At 38.4% G+C, this 17,681-nt stretch carries 27 protein-coding genes; 2 read left to right on the forward strand and 25 right to left on the reverse strand.

Annotation, left to right across the window (positions count from 1 at the left end; all coding sequences use genetic code 11):
* Positions 1-241 precede the first annotated feature (241 nt).
* The gene (locus Q9306_RS18005; protein WP_306200960.1) at positions 242-460 is read right to left on the reverse strand and encodes a hypothetical protein; all 219 of its coding nucleotides are present in this window, start codon (positions 458-460) and stop codon (positions 242-244) included.
* Between the two features lie 136 nt (positions 461-596).
* Here Q9306_RS18005 and pdaB point away from each other — a divergent pair, with 136 nt between their 5' ends.
* Positions 597-1,361 (forward strand): polysaccharide deacetylase family sporulation protein PdaB, encoded by a 765-nt coding sequence (gene pdaB, locus Q9306_RS18010; RefSeq protein ID WP_306200962.1) that lies wholly within the window; start codon positions 597-599, stop codon positions 1,359-1,361.
* 44 nt (positions 1,362-1,405) lie between these two features.
* Here pdaB and Q9306_RS18015 read toward each other — a convergent pair whose 3' ends face one another.
* On the reverse strand, positions 1,406-2,008 hold the full coding sequence (locus tag Q9306_RS18015) for a KinB-signaling pathway activation protein (RefSeq protein WP_306200963.1): 603 nt from the start codon (positions 2,006-2,008) through the stop codon (positions 1,406-1,408).
* A gap of 135 nt (positions 2,009-2,143) precedes the next feature.
* Here Q9306_RS18015 and gerD point away from each other — a divergent pair, with 135 nt between their 5' ends.
* Positions 2,144-2,752, forward strand: a complete 609-nt coding sequence (gerD, locus tag Q9306_RS18020) for a spore germination lipoprotein GerD (RefSeq protein ID WP_306200966.1) — start codon at positions 2,144-2,146, stop codon at positions 2,750-2,752.
* A 15-nt stretch (positions 2,753-2,767) separates the two neighbouring features.
* Here gerD and Q9306_RS18025 read toward each other — a convergent pair whose 3' ends face one another.
* From Q9306_RS18025 to rplF, 23 genes are all read right to left on the reverse strand, one after another.
* Positions 2,768-3,829 (reverse strand): Mrp/NBP35 family ATP-binding protein, encoded by a 1,062-nt coding sequence (locus Q9306_RS18025; RefSeq protein ID WP_306200968.1) that lies wholly within the window; start codon positions 3,827-3,829, stop codon positions 2,768-2,770.
* Between the two features lie 134 nt (positions 3,830-3,963).
* The gene (gene cwlD, locus Q9306_RS18030; RefSeq protein ID WP_306200970.1) at positions 3,964-4,677 is read right to left on the reverse strand and encodes an N-acetylmuramoyl-L-alanine amidase CwlD; all 714 of its coding nucleotides are present in this window, start codon (positions 4,675-4,677) and stop codon (positions 3,964-3,966) included.
* Positions 4,678-4,743: 66 nt separating this feature from the next.
* Positions 4,744-5,172, reverse strand: coding sequence for a DUF2521 family protein (locus tag Q9306_RS18035; RefSeq protein WP_306200972.1), 429 nt, complete (start codon positions 5,170-5,172; stop codon positions 4,744-4,746).
* Between the two features lie 164 nt (positions 5,173-5,336).
* A complete protein-coding gene (gene rpsI / locus Q9306_RS18040; protein ID WP_020063209.1) occupies positions 5,337-5,729 on the reverse strand; it encodes a 30S ribosomal protein S9 in 393 nt (130 codons plus the stop codon).
* A gap of 21 nt (positions 5,730-5,750) precedes the next feature.
* Positions 5,751-6,188, reverse strand: coding sequence for a 50S ribosomal protein L13 (gene rplM, locus Q9306_RS18045; RefSeq protein WP_035434682.1), 438 nt, complete (start codon positions 6,186-6,188; stop codon positions 5,751-5,753).
* Positions 6,189-6,343: 155 nt separating this feature from the next.
* Positions 6,344-7,087, reverse strand: a complete 744-nt coding sequence (gene truA / locus Q9306_RS18050) for a tRNA pseudouridine(38-40) synthase TruA (RefSeq protein WP_306200975.1) — start codon at positions 7,085-7,087, stop codon at positions 6,344-6,346.
* 14 nt (positions 7,088-7,101) lie between these two features.
* Positions 7,102-7,896 carry an energy-coupling factor transporter transmembrane component T family protein gene (locus Q9306_RS18055; protein WP_306200977.1) on the reverse strand — a complete coding sequence of 265 codons (795 nt, stop codon included), beginning with the start codon at positions 7,894-7,896 and terminating at the stop codon, positions 7,102-7,104.
* A complete protein-coding gene (locus tag Q9306_RS18060) occupies positions 7,884-8,765 on the reverse strand; it encodes an energy-coupling factor ABC transporter ATP-binding protein (RefSeq protein ID WP_306200979.1) in 882 nt (293 codons plus the stop codon). The genes Q9306_RS18055 and Q9306_RS18060 overlap by 13 nt, the downstream gene beginning before the upstream one ends.
* The gene (locus Q9306_RS18065; protein ID WP_306200981.1) at positions 8,741-9,583 is read right to left on the reverse strand and encodes an energy-coupling factor ABC transporter ATP-binding protein; all 843 of its coding nucleotides are present in this window, start codon (positions 9,581-9,583) and stop codon (positions 8,741-8,743) included. Before Q9306_RS18065 ends, Q9306_RS18060 begins: the two co-directional genes overlap by 25 nt.
* A gap of 430 nt (positions 9,584-10,013) precedes the next feature.
* Positions 10,014-10,376, reverse strand: coding sequence for a 50S ribosomal protein L17 (rplQ, locus tag Q9306_RS18070; RefSeq protein WP_020063215.1), 363 nt, complete (start codon positions 10,374-10,376; stop codon positions 10,014-10,016).
* Positions 10,377-10,411: 35 nt separating this feature from the next.
* Complete coding sequence (locus tag Q9306_RS18075; RefSeq protein WP_000569645.1) at positions 10,412-11,356, reverse strand: DNA-directed RNA polymerase subunit alpha; 945 nt, start codon at positions 11,354-11,356, stop codon at positions 10,412-10,414.
* 180 nt (positions 11,357-11,536) lie between these two features.
* Entirely contained in the window at positions 11,537-11,926 is a 390-nt protein-coding gene (rpsK, locus tag Q9306_RS18080; protein WP_003194384.1) for a 30S ribosomal protein S11, read from the reverse strand.
* 24 nt (positions 11,927-11,950) lie between these two features.
* Entirely contained in the window at positions 11,951-12,316 is a 366-nt protein-coding gene (gene rpsM, locus Q9306_RS18085) for a 30S ribosomal protein S13 (protein WP_035433696.1), read from the reverse strand.
* A gap of 21 nt (positions 12,317-12,337) precedes the next feature.
* Positions 12,338-12,451 carry a 50S ribosomal protein L36 gene (gene rpmJ, locus Q9306_RS18090; RefSeq protein ID WP_000868344.1) on the reverse strand — a complete coding sequence of 38 codons (114 nt, stop codon included), beginning with the start codon at positions 12,449-12,451 and terminating at the stop codon, positions 12,338-12,340.
* 35 nt (positions 12,452-12,486) lie between these two features.
* Positions 12,487-12,705 carry a translation initiation factor IF-1 gene (gene infA / locus Q9306_RS18095; RefSeq protein WP_020062312.1) on the reverse strand — a complete coding sequence of 73 codons (219 nt, stop codon included), beginning with the start codon at positions 12,703-12,705 and terminating at the stop codon, positions 12,487-12,489.
* Between the two features lie 67 nt (positions 12,706-12,772).
* Complete coding sequence (gene map / locus Q9306_RS18100) at positions 12,773-13,519, reverse strand: type I methionyl aminopeptidase (RefSeq protein WP_306200988.1); 747 nt, start codon at positions 13,517-13,519, stop codon at positions 12,773-12,775.
* Positions 13,519-14,169: an adenylate kinase gene (locus tag Q9306_RS18105; RefSeq protein WP_020062310.1), complete on the reverse strand. Its 651-nt coding sequence runs from the start codon at positions 14,167-14,169 to the stop codon at positions 13,519-13,521. Before Q9306_RS18105 ends, map begins: the two co-directional genes overlap by 1 nt.
* Positions 14,170-14,222: 53 nt before the next feature.
* Positions 14,223-15,521: a preprotein translocase subunit SecY gene (gene secY, locus Q9306_RS18110; RefSeq protein WP_306200991.1), complete on the reverse strand. Its 1,299-nt coding sequence runs from the start codon at positions 15,519-15,521 to the stop codon at positions 14,223-14,225.
* A complete protein-coding gene (gene rplO, locus Q9306_RS18115) occupies positions 15,521-15,961 on the reverse strand; it encodes a 50S ribosomal protein L15 (RefSeq protein ID WP_020062308.1) in 441 nt (146 codons plus the stop codon). The genes secY and rplO overlap by 1 nt, the downstream gene beginning before the upstream one ends.
* Positions 15,962-15,994: 33 nt before the next feature.
* Positions 15,995-16,177: a 50S ribosomal protein L30 gene (gene rpmD, locus Q9306_RS18120; protein ID WP_020062307.1), complete on the reverse strand. Its 183-nt coding sequence runs from the start codon at positions 16,175-16,177 to the stop codon at positions 15,995-15,997.
* A 17-nt stretch (positions 16,178-16,194) separates the two neighbouring features.
* On the reverse strand, positions 16,195-16,695 hold the full coding sequence (rpsE, locus tag Q9306_RS18125) for a 30S ribosomal protein S5 (protein WP_272190990.1): 501 nt from the start codon (positions 16,693-16,695) through the stop codon (positions 16,195-16,197).
* A 21-nt stretch (positions 16,696-16,716) separates the two neighbouring features.
* Entirely contained in the window at positions 16,717-17,079 is a 363-nt protein-coding gene (gene rplR / locus Q9306_RS18130) for a 50S ribosomal protein L18 (RefSeq protein ID WP_035433703.1), read from the reverse strand.
* A gap of 31 nt (positions 17,080-17,110) precedes the next feature.
* The gene (gene rplF / locus Q9306_RS18135) at positions 17,111-17,650 is read right to left on the reverse strand and encodes a 50S ribosomal protein L6 (RefSeq protein ID WP_020062304.1); all 540 of its coding nucleotides are present in this window, start codon (positions 17,648-17,650) and stop codon (positions 17,111-17,113) included.
* Positions 17,651-17,681 lie beyond the last annotated feature (31 nt).

Consider the following 17,681-nt stretch of genomic DNA (forward strand, 5'->3'; position numbering starts at 1 on the left):
GCCAGGATCAAACTCTCCAATAAAGTTTGTCTAGCATCATAAATAAAAATTGACGTTTCACGTTGTTTGTTTCGTTCAGTTTTCAAAGAACTTATCCGCCGCTCAATTGCGACTTCCTTATGTTAACACCTTTACTTTTCTATGTCAACAATGTTTTTTGCTTCTTTTTGGCGCTTGATGAATTCGTTCATCAGCGACGAATATTAATTTATCATATATAGAACTATATCGTCAACACTTTTTAATAAAAACTTCTTTTTCTTATATACCTCGTACAATCTTCAGGTGGAGCTATTTTTGCAAATAAAATAAACAACAATTTATATCGTTCTTCCATCGTCTTTTTTACAACATGGTGAATTCGTTTATCTGCAAAGTCAAATAATAATTCGTCTAACTCTCTTTTTAATACATATTCTAGTTCCTTTTGTTCCTGATCCGTAATCAGTAATCCAATCATTCTGTCACCTCAGCTGTTTCTTATCTACATACCGTTCAGTATATCCTTTTCTTACGATATTAATCGTTTTGTTCTCTTTTCTTCTTTTTCTGCATATAAGTAACTGAAAAGGATTGGACAAAGGGGCGGAGAAACGATGTTTTTCTTCTTTATAACGAGTAAACATAAGTTTAAACAAATTAGTCTTATTATTGTGCTTTCCCTTTTTACGGCATGGCTGCTTTTTGTAAAAACATATTCTTATCAATCAGCTTTTTCAACAGCTACTGGTCCGAAAGCAATTTATAAAGGAGACACGACAAAAAAACAGGTTTCCTTAACATTCGATATTAGTTGGGGAGATGAGAAAGCGTTACCTATACTAGATACATTAAAAGAAAAAAAGATTAAAAACGCCACCTTCTTCCTTTCTGCCGCATGGGCAGAACGTCACCCTGATGTTGTAGAGCGTATTATAAAAGACGGGCACGAAATTGGGAGTATGGGTTACAATTATAAAGACTATACGTCTTTAGAGGCTAACGAAATTCGAAGGGATCTCTTAAAGGCACAGGACATATTTGCAAAACTTCAAGTAAAACAAGTTCAACTCCTACGCCCTCCTAATGGTAGCTTTAATAAAACGGTATTAAAAATCGCTGAATCTCTTGGATATACGGTTGTGCATTGGAGCAATAATTCAAATGATTGGAAAAATCCTGGAGTCAATAAAATTGTTACAACTGTTTCAGAAAACTTGCACGAAGGAGATATTATTTTACTTCACGCTTCTGATTCAGCGCTACAAACAAATAAAGCATTGCCGATGCTGCTTCAAAAATTAAAAACAGATGGATTTGAAAACGTCCCTGTCTCCCAGCTCATCTCAAATACAAAAACCAAAAGTAAAGACATAAATTAAACTCATCCTTATCGACTAAATAAAAGCTGATTCCAATATAGGAATCAGCTTTTTTGTCCTATTAAACGATGCAATATCAAAACCTGATATGCATTGCAAATGAGCAATGGAACAACCATTAAATATAACCAATTTGTATCATTAATACGCAATGCCGGAACCCATTCAATAATAGTTACAACAATCATAAAGAATAACGCTGGAACAAATGCCTTCTTGTTCGTCTCTTTGCTTTTTATGTAAGCAACAATTATTCCGAACAAAAAGAGAACCGTGGCAACAAAAATATTCGTCCCCAGTGATTCGTTCCCATTTGCAATTAATACAGAGCGCAAATATACAAAATCAAATAATACAAACGCAATTAAGAACATTTGTATTGCATTCCAAAGAGCAGGCGAACGAAACATCCCCAGTCCGAATCGGTGAATTGTTAAATATGCAAAGAACCCCATCTGACTGATTACACTAAAAATAAAACCGACTCCAAGCAACCAAAAAGAAACCATGAGGATTTCCTTTCCGTCGAAATTTTGAAAAAATTCATTGTACTTGTCCCACTCTAAAATAAAACCGATAAAGATTGTACTGCTTCCCCCAAGAAATAAAGTCGTCATAAAGAGTCGTACCCAATTTCGGCTATTCACAGACATATCCCCCATTATATATATTTCTAATTAAATTGTAACAATGTCAATTTTAAAAAGCTAGCCATCAATATGTATAAATTCTTCTAAGAGATTTATATTAAAAAGAGAAACACGTGAAAGGAGCCCCGGCTGATGAAACGGATTCTACTCATTTCGGTCTCTTTCATCCTTTTTATCGGAATCGTTGCATGCGCACAGGAAAAAGAAGCGAAATCCCAATTAGATTATGATCAAACGAAAAAAATGATTATTGATATTTTAAAAACGGATCAAGGGAAAAAAGCAATTCAAGATGTACTAACCGATGAAAAAATGAAACAAGCTCTTATTTTAGACGAATCTGTAGTTAAAAAAACAATTGAAGATACTATGATATCAGAGAAAGGACAGCAATTTTGGGAAAAAGTATTTAAAGACCCTGAGTTTGCCACTAAATTTGCAAAAAGCATCGAGAAAGAACAAACAAATTTAATGAAAACTTTATTAAAAGACCCTGAGTATCAAGCTGGTGTTATAGAAATCATGAAAAATCCAGAAGTGGGAAAAATCATGATGCAAACAATGAAAAGCAAAGAGTACCGTCAATATTTACAGCAAGTCTTAACTGAAACTGCCGAAAGCCCATTATTTCAAGCGAAAATGATCGATATTATTAGTAAAGGCGTTGAAAAGGCGCAAAAAAGTGGTGGTGAACAGAAAAAAGAAGGCGGATCAGAAGAAGGCAAGAAAGAACAAAAATAACCCTCGTACTGAGGGTTATTTTTGTTCAATCGCCGCTCTCTCAATTACTTGCTGAGCAATTTGTTTATAGATTACTCCAATTTTATGCTCTTCACCGTATACAGATGGAGCAAATTCTTCTGTATTCCAATCTGGTTGCTGAAGCGGAATTTGACCAAGTACTTCCGTCTGTAGTTCTGTTGCTAATTTTTCTCCTCCGCCTTTTCCGAATACATATTCTTTTTCACCAGTTACTTTACTTTCGAAATAAGACATATTTTCTACAACACCAATAATCTCATGCTCTGTACGAAGTGCCATTGCGCCAGCTCTAGCTGCTACAAAAGCTGCCGTTGGATGCGGTGTTGTTACAATAACTTCTTTACATGCCGGAAGCATTGAATGTACATCTAATGCTACGTCACCTGTACCTGGAGGTAAATCTAACACTAAATAATCCAAGTCACCCCACTCTACTTCTGTGAAGAAATGATTTAACATTTTGCCAAGCATAGGACCTCTCCAAATAACAGGCGCGTTATCTTCTACGAAAAATCCCATAGAAATAACTTTCACACCAAAACGCTCTACCGGAATGATTTTATCACCACGTACAATAGGACGTTTTTCAATGCCCATCATATCCGGTACACTAAATCCGTATATATCAGCATCAACAATCCCAACCTTTTTCCCTAAACGGGCAAAAGAAACCGCTAAGTTTACAGAAACCGTTGATTTTCCAACACCGCCTTTTCCACTCGCTACTGCTAAGAAAGTTGTTTTAGAATGCGGTGATAATAAAGATTCACTCTGCTCTTCTTGCGGAGCAAATTGTAATCGTTCCTCTTCAGTAAATTCCGCAAAGCGTAAACCTACTGTCGCTGCTCCTAGTTCTTTCACCAATTTTACAATTGTTCCTTGCAGCTGCATTTGCTCCGCTGTTCCTGTTTTCACAATTGCAATTTTAATGCTAACATGTTCTTTTTCTGGCTTTACTGTAACTTCTTTAATAGCATTTGTTTCTTTTAATGTTTTATTTAGAAACGGATCTACAATCCCTTCAAGTGCTCCCATTACTTGTTCTTTCGTTACCATAATCTGTCCCGCCCCCTGGATAAAATTAAGTTCTTACGAGCATGTAATTGCCGTTAAAACAAAATAAATGCGTTTTCATTGTAAGTATAGCATATTTTCGGAAAACTCCGTTACAAAGAAGAACCCTCCTTAATTTAATCAGGAGGGTTTCCTTTTTCAGTAAAATATCGCAAGACCCCGCGATATATAGCAGCAGAAACTTTTTGCTGATATTTCTCTGAGTTCAATAAATATCTTTCATTTACATTTGATAAAAATCCAGCTTCAACTAATGCACCTGGTGTTTTCGCATGCTTCAATAAGTAAACACGCGAAATTGTTTTCGCTGAACGGTTCGTATTCTCAAGACTTGTTCGTAATTCAGCTTGAATAAATTTTGCCGCTCGTTCGTTTTCTACTAAAGAACGATAATAAAATGTTTGTGCTCCTTTTGAACTACTACTTGGGAGGGCATTCAAGTGCACACTAACAAAAAAATCCACATCGGACTTATTAATAATCTCTACGCGTTTTTTTAAATCCTCTGCTTTACGTCGACTATATCCCTTCGTACTTTTATCAGCCAAATCATAATCTCCATTGCGCGTTAAAATAACAAGTGCTCCTTGCTCCTGCAAATAGTCTCGTACCTTTTTGGTAATTTCCAGTGTAATATCTTTTTCAACAATGTCCCCTCCGCCAACCGCACCTCCATCCGGGCCACCATGACCAGCATCTAATACAATAATTTTTCCAGACAAAGGCAAGTTCCATGCTCTCCATGATTTTGTAATTTGAAACTCCTGCTTTACTAAAAAAAAGAGTACCACCGCTGCTAACATAAAAGAAATAATCCGAATTTTTTTCATACCTTCCCCCCTTCAGCTAGTCCCTCTACTTACTTATATGGGACAAGAGGAAAGTTTATGATTTTCTTAATGCAGCTTCATGCGATATCTTTTCTCACCCTTCTCATATCCTTGTTTCCACCAAGCGCTAATAAAGTACTGACACGATTGATATAGCTGCTCATCTTCATTTTCTTCCAAAGTACGCAAAGGCACACTTGTCAAAAAATGAAACAGCATTTCTGTTAATTGAGTTTCTTCATGAGATGATCTGTTCTTTACATCTAAAAGCGATTCTCCATAATATCCAAACTTACTATACCTAGCTCCTAATAAATAAGACTCAATGCCCAGTTCTATACAATAATCTTCATAATGACGATGAAATGTATCCATACAAAAGCAATTACGAATATTTTCTCTAAGTGTTTGTAATGATAATTCACGCAATATTTTACGTTCATACTTCAATCGCTTTTCTCTTTGTTTTTCTTTCAGACTCACAATAACATTCATAGTACTTAAAACCTCCCTATGTACGTATTAGTCTAAACTTCTCAGTAGGAAGCATACACAAGAAGGTAGCACTAAAATATTCCAAAGAAGGAGATGCTAACAAAAACTATTGAAGAACATAAAAAAACCCCAGCCAAAAGGCTGAGGTTTGAAGTTCGCAAAAATTAACGTTTTGAGAACTGAGGTGCACGACGAGCACCTTTAAGACCGTATTTTTTACGCTCTTTCATACGTGCATCACGAGTTAATAGACCTGCACGTTTTAATGTTAAACGGTATTCTGGATCAGCTTTTAATAAAGCGCGAGAAATACCGTGACGGATAGCACCAGCTTGACCAGTGTATCCACCGCCATGTACATTTACAAGTACATCGTAGTTACCTAAAGTTTCTGTTGCAACTAGAGGTTGTTTCACTACTTCACGTAATGCAGCAAATGGGATATAGTTTTCAAAATCACGACCGTTAATGATAACGCGTCCTTCGCCTGGAACTAGGCGTACGCGTGCTACTGAACTCTTACGACGTCCAGTACCATTGTATTGTACCTGTGCCAAAGTAAGCCCTCCTTTAATTAATTATCCGCGAAGTTCGTAAACTTCTGGTTTTTGTGCTTGATGTGGATGCTCAGATCCAGCATACACATTTAATTTTTTAGACATTTGACGTCCTAAACGTCCTTTTGGAAGCATGCCTTTAATAGCAAGCTCTAACATTTGTACAGGGTAGTTTGTACGCATTTCTAGAGCTGTTCTTTGTTTAAGTCCACCTGGGTGGTTAGTGTGACGGTAGTAAATTTTATCGTTTAATTTATTACCTGTTAAGTGAATTTTCTCAGCGTTAATAATAATTACATGATCACCCGTGTCAACGTGTGGTGTAAATGTTGGTTTGTTTTTACCACGTAAAATGGATGCTACTTCACTAGAAAGACGACCTAAAGTTTGACCTTCAGCGTCAATCACATACCATTTACGCTCAACTTCGTTAGCTTTTGCCATAAAAGTCGTACGCATTTGTTTCCCTCCTACTCGTTATCTTTTCCATAGAAAAAATCTATTGTTTATCTTAAACACGATTTCCTTCCGGGGCTAATCGTGGTTTTAGAAACAATACCATATGTTATGATATACTTTTGAGTTTCTAATGTCAAGCGAATGTTACACCAGGATTAGTTGTTATAGTTTACCTCCCATAAATAAAGGCCTTGCCCCGGTACCATCTTCCCAGCAAAACGGCGGTCTTGTTTTTTTAAAATGTCTGAAATGCTTTCAGGAGCAATTTTCCCTTGACCGACGCTAAGCAGCGTACCGACAATAATTCGAACCATGTTATATAAAAAACCATTTCCAACAAAGCGAAAGACTAACTCATCACCTTGTTCTATTAAATCTATTTCATAAATTGTCCGCACTTTATCTTTTTTATCAGTTTTTGCCGAACAAAATGAAGTAAAATCATGTGTTCCAATAAAATAAGGAATTGCTTTTCGGATAGATTCTACTTCTAACGCATATGGATACTGATATACGTAATTTCTGCGGAATACATCAGCTTTTTTAGATAATAATACACGATAACGATATTCTTTTTTTACAACGCCGTACCTTGCGTGAAAGTCTAACGTTTTTTGCTCAGCCTGCTCCACAACAATATCATCTGGCAGCATTGTATTCAAAGCCGCCATCCATTGCTTGCCTGTTAATGATAGCGGTGTATCAAAATGAATCACTTGGCCTTTGGCATGAACGCTGGAATCTGTTCTTCCTGATGCTTGTACACGAACAGCTTCCCCTTTATGCACTTTTTGCAAGGCTTTCTCTATTTCTTGTTGAACAGTACGTTGATTCGGTTGAATTTGATATCCACAAAAATTAATTCCATCATACGAAACTGTGCATTTTATTCTTTCCATATTCATACTCTCCATTACGATCGAACTAAAATTAAAATACACGCTAACCCAAATAGGCTTAAGAGCGTTAATGTATCGATCCATTTCCATTCTAACTGCCGGAATTTCGTACGATATCCGTTACTTTGATAACCTCGTGCTTCCATCGCAATCGCTAAGTCTTCTGCACGTTTAAACGCACTAATAAATAATGGTACAAGTAACGAGATAATCGCTTTCAACCTGTCTTTCATTGGACCACCTGCAAAGTCTATACCTCGAGAAGCTTGTGCTTTCATAATTTTACTTGTTTCATCCATCAAAGTTGGAATAAAGCGTAAGGAAATAGACATCATAAGTGCAATTTCGTGAACAGGAACTTTTATGCGTTTTAATGGATGCAACAACGTCTCCAAGCCATCTGTAATTTCAATTGGTGTTGTCGTTAATGTTAGTAGGGTCGTCATTAAAATAATGACAAAAAACCGAATAGAAATATAAATCCCCTGCTCGAGCCCTTTCTCATATATAGAAAACCATCCAAATTGAACGAGTACTGCACCTTCTTTTGTTGTAAAAATGTGCAGAAAGAACGTGAATAAAAAAATCCATAAAATAGGTTTTAACCCAGAAAGAATATAACGAATCGGCACTTTTGCAAAAAACAAAGCAATGAGTGCATACAAAAATAGCAGGCCGTATGAAATTGCATTATTTGCTAAAAATACAATAAATACATATAAAAAGACCATTAACAGTTTTGTACGAGGATCCAGTCTATGAATAGCAGATTCTCCCGGAATATATCTCCCAATAATTAGCTGCTGCATGATGAATCCCCACCTTTTCTAAACAGTTGTATGACTTCATCTGCTAAATCCTCTAAAGACAAGGTGGCTTTCGGTATAGAGATTCCTAATTTCTCTTCAATTTCTCGCTTATACTTTAGCGACATCGGAAGAGATACACCAATTTGTTCAAGCTCATCTGCATGCGTAAAGACTTCCTCTGATGTTCCTTGCAAAAAGACCGTTCCTTTATGCATCACAACAATGTTGTCTGCATATTTTGCAGCATCCTCCATATTATGTGTCACAAGAATCACCGTAAGATTTTTTTGCTTGTGAAGATGGTAGAACATCCCCATAAGCTCATTTTGGCCCTTAGGATCAAGTCCTGCTGTCGGTTCATCTAATACTAATACTTCAGGCTCCATCGCGAGTACACCCGCTATTGCGACACGTCTCATTTGTCCACCGCTTAACTCAAACGGAGATCGTTCTAATAGCTCCTCTGATAGCCCGACTAACCGAATGGCATCTTTTGCCTTTTGTTTCGCCGCTTCTTCAGATACACCAAAATTTAAAGGACCAAAGCAAATATCTTTTTCTACTGTTTCTTCAAATAATTGATGTTCTGGAAATTGAAAAACAACTCCTACTTTTTTTCGAAGAGGTTTTAGCTTTTTCGCTTTCTTTTGAGATGAAATGCTATATTCTCCAATTTGAACAGTACCACTCGTTGGCTGCAATAAGCCATTTAAATGTTGAATCATCGTTGACTTACCCGATCCTGTATGACCGATAATGGCATAATAGCCACCACTAGGAAGCGAAATATCTATATCGTAAAGGGCCCGTTTTTCAAATGGGGTTTTATATTGATAACGATGCTCTACTTTTTGGAATGTAATCTCCAAAGTTCGCTCACCAAACTTTCCATTGTAAGATGCATTGATTGTAAAGGAATTTTATTGCTTTTCAATAATTCTGCCATTTTCACTGAAAATGGTACGTCTAAACCGATTTCTTGCAGCATTTTCGGTGATTGAAAAATGTGTTCAGGGGTTCCCTCTTCTAGTAATTCTCCACGATTTAAAATAATAATACGATCGGACTGCGCTGCTTCTTCTAAGTCGTGAGTAATCGAAAGAACTGTAATTCCCTTCGTGCGAACAAGGTCTCTTACCGTTTCTACCACTTCTTTACGGCCTTGAGGGTCAAGCATAGATGTTGCCTCATCTAATACTAAAATAGACGGTTGGAGTGCTAATACGCCAGCAATTGCCACACGCTGTTTTTGTCCACCCGATAAATAGTGAGGTTCTTCATTTTGAAACTCTTCCATTCGCACAAGCTCCAAAGCGTGTTTCATACGTTCTACCATTAGTTCTCTAGGCATGCCAGCATTCTCAAGTCCAAAGACAACATCATCCTGTACAGTTGTTCCGACAAATTGATTATCAGGGTTTTGAAAAACCATTCCAATCTGTTTTCGAATATCCCATACAGTTTCTTCTGATAAAACAAGTGTTCCATTTACAGTAATTGTTCCTGCTGATGGTAAAAACAAACCATTTAATAGCTTTGCAAGCGTTGATTTCCCTGACCCATTTTGCCCAATAATAGATACCCATTCCCCTTCATATAAAGAGAATGAAACGTCACGCAGGGCGGAAGAAGCAGCTTGAGGATATTGAAATGATATGTTCTCAGCACGAAGCTTCTCTTTTTTCACTTGTGGACACCCTCTTCCATTATTCAGCCAAATAACGTGGAACTTCCATCTATGGGAGACGAAAAGCTCACCACCCTTGCACATGCTAGCAGTTCTCTCTCACTTCTCTCTGAATCTTGAAATGTGAGTTTTATCGCTCGCAAATATATAAATACAATTTAACTTTCCAACATATCAATCGCGGCTATGCATAACAAAACATGGCCCACTCTCGCTTTCCCCCTTTGTTTTAAATCTAGCACGTGGCAGGAAAGGGCCCTGACCGCTTCTATGCATGGTCAGGTGCACTCGCCCCTCGAAAAAGAAAAGGGTTTTATGTTGCTTTTTCAATTTATATTTATATAGCAAGATAAACGCTTTCTTCTATACTTAAAAAAAAAGGGCCATGACCAGTTACTTAAAAAGTACTGTCCTGCCCTTTTGCTTGTCATTATACTAACTCGATAATTACCATTGGTGCAGCGTCACCGCGACGTGGACCAATTTTTGCAATACGAGTGTATCCGCCTTGACGCTCAGCATAGCGTGGAGCTACATCAGCGAATAATTTTTGTAATGCATCTTGACCAGTCTCAGCATTAGCAACTTCATTACGAATGTAAGCAGCTGCTTGACGACGAGCATGAAGATCTCCGCGTTTACCTAAAGTGATCATTTTTTCCACTACAGAACGAAGTTCTTTTGCACGAGTTTCTGTCGTTTGGATGCGCTCGTTGATAATTAAATCAGTAGCTAAGTCACGTAACATAGCTTTACGTTGCGCACTTGTACGGCCTAATTTTCTGTATGCCATTCGTAGTTCCCTCCTTCGTTGATGAATTTAAATCCTCAGTCGTCTTTACGTAAGCCTAAACCTAGTTCTTCTAGCTTATGCTTAACTTCTTCTAAAGATTTACGTCCTAAGTTACGAACCTTCATCATATCTTCTTCAGTTTTATTCGCAAGCTCTTGTACAGTGTTAATACCTGCACGTTTTAGGCAATTATAAGAACGAACAGAAAGATCAAGTTCTTCAATTGTCATTTCTAGAACTTTTTCTTTTTGATCTTCTTCCTTTTCGACCATAATCTCAGCATTTTGTGCTTCGTCAGTTAAACCAACAAAGATATTTAAATGCTCAGTTAAGATTTTGGCACCTAAAGAGATAGCTTCTTTTGGCCCGATGCTTCCATCCGTCCATACATCAAGCGTAAGCTTATCATAATTTGCCACTTGTCCAACACGTGTCTTTTCCACTTGGTAAGTCACACGTGATACTGGAGTATAAATAGAATCAATAGGAATAACTCCTATTGGTTGATCTTCGCTCTTATTTGCATCAGCTGGCGTATACCCACGACCACGCTTTGCAGTTAAACGCACGCGGAAATGCGCATCTTTTGCTAACGTCGCAATGTATAAATCTGGATTTAAGATTTCAACATCACTATCGTGAGTAATATCAGCAGCTGTGACAATACCTTCGCCCTGTACATCGATTTCCAACGTCTTCTCTTCTTCAGAGTAGATTTTAAGAGCTAACTTTTTCAAGTTTAAGATGATCGTCGTAACGTCCTCTACTACGCCCTCAACTGTCGAAAATTCGTGTAATACGCCATCGATTTGGATGGCAGTAACAGCGGCACCAGGGAGTGAGGATAATAGGATACGACGTAAGGAGTTACCTAAAGTAGTACCATATCCACGCTCAAGCGGTTCAATAACGAATTTACCATACTTAGCATCTTCGTTAAGCTCAACCGTTTCGATTTTCGGTTTTTCAATTTCAATCATTAACTAAACCCTCCTTCAAAACGTCGAAACTCCGGCTAAACAAAGGAAAAACCTCTGTCTAACCGAAAGTCCCCCTTAGGCAGTTCCCGATTGTGCACAACAAGCGATGTTTCTGTACGAAATTTCTCGATAATGCATCATATCCATTATAGACAAAAGGGAAAATTCTATACAGAAAAATTAAACACGACGACGTTTTGGCGGACGACATCCATTATGAGGAACTGGAGTAACATCTCTGATTGCTGTTACTTCTAGACCTGCAGCTTGAAGAGCACGAATTGCAGCTTCACGACCAGCACCAGGACCTTTTACAGTAACCTCTAAAGTTTTTAAACCGTGCTCCATTGCAACTTTAGCAGCAGTTTCAGCAGCCATTTGCGCAGCGAATGGAGTAGATTTACGAGATCCACGGAAACCAAGTGCACCAGCACTAGACCAAGAAAGTGCGTTACCGTGAGTATCTGTAAGTGTTACGATTGTGTTGTTGAAAGTAGAACGAATATGAGCTATACCAGCTTCAATATTCTTTTTCACACGTTTTTTACGAGTGTTTGTTTTACGTGCCATTGTTAGTTCAACCTCCTTTACTTATTATTTCTTTTTATTTGCTACTGTACGACGTGGACCTTTACGTGTACGAGCATTGTTTTTAGAGTTTTGACCACGAACTGGTAAACCACGACGGTGACGAAGACCACGGTAAGAACCGATCTCCATTAGACGTTTAATGTTAAGAGAAACTTCACGACGAAGGTCTCCTTCAACTTTGATACGATCGACGATATCACGGATACGTCCTAATTCGTCTTCTGTTAAATCGCGAACTCGTGTTTCTTCAGAAACACCAGCTTCAGCAAGAATTTTTTCAGCAGTTGTGCGACCAATGCCGAATACGTAAGTTAAAGAAATAACAACGCGTTTGTCACGAGGAATATCTACACCTGCGATACGTGCCATTCCGAATGCACCTCCTTCTGATTAACCTTGTTTTTGTTTATGTTTAGGGTTTTCACAAATAACCATTACTTTTCCACGTCTACGAATAACTTTACATTTTTCGCAGATCGGCTTAACTGACGGTCTTACTTTCATGTCTCGAACCTCCTTAAAGATTACGGAGTGCTATATTATTTAAAGCGGTACGTGATACGACCACGATTTAAATCGTACGGAGATAATTCTACCGTAACTTTATCTCCTGGTAAAATACGAATGAAGTTCATACGAATTTTACCAGAAACGTGAGCCAATACAACATGCCCATTCTCTAATTCTACTTTGAACATAGCATTTGGCAACGTTTCAATAACGGTACCTTCGACTTCAATTACATCATCTTTAGCCATTCAATGTTCTCCCTTCTTCAAATCAGTAACATTCTACACTGTTCTGAAATTCCGGAGAGCCAGCTACCTATAAAGTGGTAAGGATTTCGTATCCTGCTTCTGTAAGAGCAATCGTGTGCTCAAAATGTGCACACCATTTACCATCTACCGTTACCACTGTCCAGTCATCAGATAGTGTTTTTACATATCGTCTTCCTTGGTTCACCATCGGCTCAACACAAATGACCATTCCCGGTTTTAATCTAGGCCCTTGATTTGGTGGACCATAGTGCGGGATTTGTGGGTCTTCATGTAAGTCTTGCCCGATTCCGTGACCGACATACTCCCTAACGATCGAGAATCCACTATCTTCAACATACGTTTGAACCGCATGTGAAATATTAGATAATCGCTCGCCCGGTTTTGCGTGTTCTAGACCAAGATACAACGATTTTTCTGTGACATCAAGTAGCTTTTGAACAGATTCAGAAATGTTTCCTACTGGATATGTCCATGCAGAGTCTCCATGGTATCCATTGTATTTCGCACCAATATCGATACTAATAATATCGCCTTCTTGGAGCTTGCGCTTTCCTGGAATCCCGTGTACAAGCTCTTCGTTTACCGAAGCACAAATGCTTCCCGGAAATCCGTTGTATCCTTTAAAAGATGGCATAGCACCATATTTTAGAATCGTTTTTTCCGCTATTTGATCGAGCTCTTTCGTTGTAATTCCTGGGGCAATATGCTTTTTTAACTCTTGATGAGTTAAAGCAACAATCTTGCCAGCTTCTCGCATAATCTCAATTTCGCGAGGAGTTTTGCAAATAATCATTACGCTAAGCCTCCGATGAGAAGATCGACATCAGCAAATACTTTATCGATATCTTGCTCACCATTAATGCTTTTTAAGTAACCAAGCTCTTCGTAGAAATCAAGCAAAGGCTTTGTTTGCTTAATATTCACTTCTAAACGATTTGCTACAGTTTCTTCGTTGTCATCAGAACGCTGATATAATTCGCCACCACATTTATCGCACACGCCCTCTTTTGCTGACGGATTGAATTCTAAGTGGTAAGTCGCACCGCACTCTTTACAAATGCGACGGCCTGTTAAACGTTTTAACAGTAATCCTGAATCCACATTAATGTTTAAAACATAATTAATCTTTTTGCCAAGATCTTTCATGATTTCTTCAAGAGCTGAAGCTTGTGCAACTGTTCGTGGAAAACCATCTAATAAGAAGCCTTTTACACAGTCTTCTTGACTCAAACGCTCACGCACGATTCCGATTGTAACTTCATCTGGTACAAGTGCTCCTTTATCAATAAAGGACTTAGCTTGTAAACCAAGTTCAGTTTCATCTTTCATAGCAGCACGAAACATGTCTCCTGTTGAAATGTGAGGGATGTTATACTTGGCAACAATCTTTTCGGCTTGTGTACCTTTACCGGCACCTGGAAGCCCCATTAAAATTAAGTTCATCTGTATTCCCCCTCATGAATGAGCATATAGGGAAGATGAATCTTCCCGCTTACTCACTGTTTGATAAACCCCTTGTAATGGCGTTTTACTAATTGACTTTCGAGTTGCTTCATTGTTTCTAAAGCAACACCGACAACAATTAGTAAACTTGTTCCACCTATCTGTGCAGATTGTGGCAAGTTTGCAAATTTAATAAATAAAACAGGCAGGATTGCAATTGCTGATAAGAAAATTGCACCTACAAAGGTCAAACGATACAAGATCTTTGTTAGATACTGTTCTGTATTCTTACCCGGACGAATACCAGGAACATATCCACCTTGTTTATTTAAGTTTTCAGCCATCTGTTCAGGATTTACTTGAACAAATGCATAGAAATATGCAAAGGCAATAATTAATGCAACGTATATGATCATACCCACTGGGTGGGAATAGTTAAAGTTCTTAATAATCCACTGCGATATTTCATGATTCGGGAAAAACTGTGCAATAGTCGGAGGCGTAATCAAGAATGAAACAGCAAAAATTACTGGAATAACACCAGCACTATTTACCTTAAGCGGTAAATGAGTGTTTTGTGCTCCAGTATAACCACCGTTTCCAGTTACGCGCTTCGCATATTGAATCGGGATTTTTCTAACAGCCTGTTGAATGTAAATAACACCAACAATAACTGCTAACACAGCTAACAAAATTAAACCAACTTTTACGATACGAATGAACAATTCATCTCCGGCATTTTGGAATTGCTGCGCATACACTTGATTTATAGTATTTGGGATAGCTGCGGTAATACCTGCAAAGATGATAATAGAAATACCGTTTCCTACTCCCTTTGCTGTAATTAACTCACCTAACCACATTAAAAACGCAGTTCCGGCAGTTAGTACCGTAGCAATATATAAATAAGTTGACCAGCTAGGATCCAAAATTAATTGTCCACCTGCCATACCGTTAAAGCCGATTGACATACCGATTGCTTGAATAAATGCAAGAACAATTGTAAAGTAGCGGGTAAACTGAGCTAGTTTACGACGACCCATTTCACCTTGTTTTGACCATTCCGTAAATTTAGGAACAACATCCATCTGCAATAATTGCACGATGATGGATGCTGTAATGTACGGCATGATTCCCATCGCAAAGATGGAAAAGTTTTTTAAGGCTCCGCCGCCAAATGTATTCAGAATACCCAATACATTCAACTGGTCTTGCGCTCTCAGTACATCTGCATTTGTATGAGGCACTGGGATGAACGTGCCAATTCGAAACACGATTAACATCGCTAAAGTGAATAATATTTTACTTCTTATCTCAGCAACGCGCATAAAGTTGGAGATTGTGCGAAACATTAGATCACCTCAACTGTTCCGCCAGCTGCTTCAATAGCTTCTTTTGCACTTGAAGAGAACTTGTGAGCTTTAACAGTAAGCTTTTTCTCTACAGCGCCGTTTGCAAGAATTTTAACACCGTCGTTTAATTTGCTGATAACGCCAGTCTCAAGCAATAATTCAGGTGTTACTTCTGTACCGTCTTCAAAACGATTTAATGTTGTTAAGTTAACGATAGCGAATTCTTTACGGTTGATGTTTGTGAAGCCGCGTTTTGGTAAACGACGGAATAATGGAGTTTGACCGCCTTCAAAACCAAGACGAACACCGCCACCAGAACGTGCGTTTTGTCCTTTGTGACCTTTTCCAGCAGTTTTACCGTTACCAGAACCGATACCACGACCTACACGATTACGAACTTTACGAGAACCTTCCGCAGGTTGTAATTCATGAAGTTTCATTCCCAGGCACCTCCTTATATTGATAAGTTATCATTAAGCTTCTTTTACAGTTACAAGGTGAGAAACTTTGTTGATCATACCGCGAATAGCAGGAGTTTCTTCCTTAACTACAGTTGAATTCAACTTTTTAAGACCTAAAGCTTCTACAGTCGCACGTTGATCTTGCGGACGACCAATTACACTACGAGTGAGGGTAATTTCTAACTTTTTCGCCATTATATTTTCCCTCCTTCTTAACCTAGTAGCTCTTCTACAGATTTACCGCGTAATTTTGCTACATCTTCAGCACGCTTAAGATCTTTTAATCCGTTCACAGTAGCACGGATCATGTTAATTGGTGTGTTAGAACCAAGAGATTTAGAAAGAATATCTTGTACACCAGCTAATTCAAGAACCGCACGAACTGGACCACCAGCGATAACTCCAGTACCTTCTGCAGCAGGTTTTAAGAATACTTCACCTGCTCCAAAGTTACCGATAATTTCGTGTGGAATTGTTGTACCAACTAATGGTACTTCGATTAAGTTTTTCTTAGCATCTTCGATAGCCTTGCGAATTGCATCTGGTACCTCTTGCGCTTTACCAGTACCGAATCCAACATGACCGTTTTTATCACCAACTACAACCAGTGCAGCGAAGCGGAAACGACGACCACCCTTAACAACTTTCGCAACACGGTTTATCGTAACTACACGTTCTTCAAGTTCAAATTTACTTGGGTCAATGCGACGCATCTATTTTCCCTCCTTTGACCATTAAAATTGTAAGCCAGCCTCACGAGCAGCTTCAGCTAAAGCTTTAACACGACCATGGTATAAGTAACCGCCGCGATCAAATACTACTTCTTTAACACCTTTCTCTACAGCACGCTTAGCAACGATTTCGCCAACTTTAGTAGCAGCTTCGATGTTGCTAGTACCGTTAAGAGTAAGTTCTTTATCAAGAGTAGACGCACTTACTAATGTTACACCATTTACATCATCAATTACTTGAGCGTAAATGTGTTGGTTAGAACGGAACACGTTTAAACGTGGACGTTCAGCTGTACCAGTAAGTTTTGCACGTACACGCGCATGTCTTTTCTTACGAACCGCATTTTTATCAGGTTTAGTGATCATTCTTGTCACTCCTTTCTTTCACCTAACGGGTTTACTTAGCAGTTTTACCTTCTTTACGACGTACAACTTCGCCTTCGTAACGAATACCTTTGCCTTTATATGGCTCTGGAGCACGTACAGCGCGAACGTTAGCAGCGAATTCGCCAACACGTTGCTTGTCGATACCTTTAATTACGATCTTTGTAGGAGCAGGAACTTCAACTTCAAGACCAGCTTCTGGAGTCATCTCAACTGGGTGAGAATAACCTACGTTTAATACAAGTTTGTCACCTTGTTTTTGTGCACGGTAACCAACACCGATTAATTCAAGTCCGCGAGCGAAACCTGTTGTTACACCTTCAACCATGTTTCCAAGAAGAGCACGAGTTGTTCCGTGTAATGCACGGTGTTCTTTTTGTTCAGTAGGACGTTCTACTGTTAAAATATTTTCTTCAATTTTGATAACCATATCAGCATTGAATGTACGAGTTAATTCACCTTTAGGGCCTTTTACAGTTACAGTATTATTTTCTGCTACTGTAACTGTAACACCTGCAGGGATTTCAAGAATCTTTTTACCAATACGAGACATGTGGTCACACCTCCGTTCGTTTAAATATTAA

Source organism: Bacillus multifaciens, assembly GCF_030756675.1.
GTDB classification, from domain to species: Bacteria; Bacillota; Bacilli; order Bacillales; family Bacillaceae_G; genus Bacillus_A; species Bacillus_A multifaciens.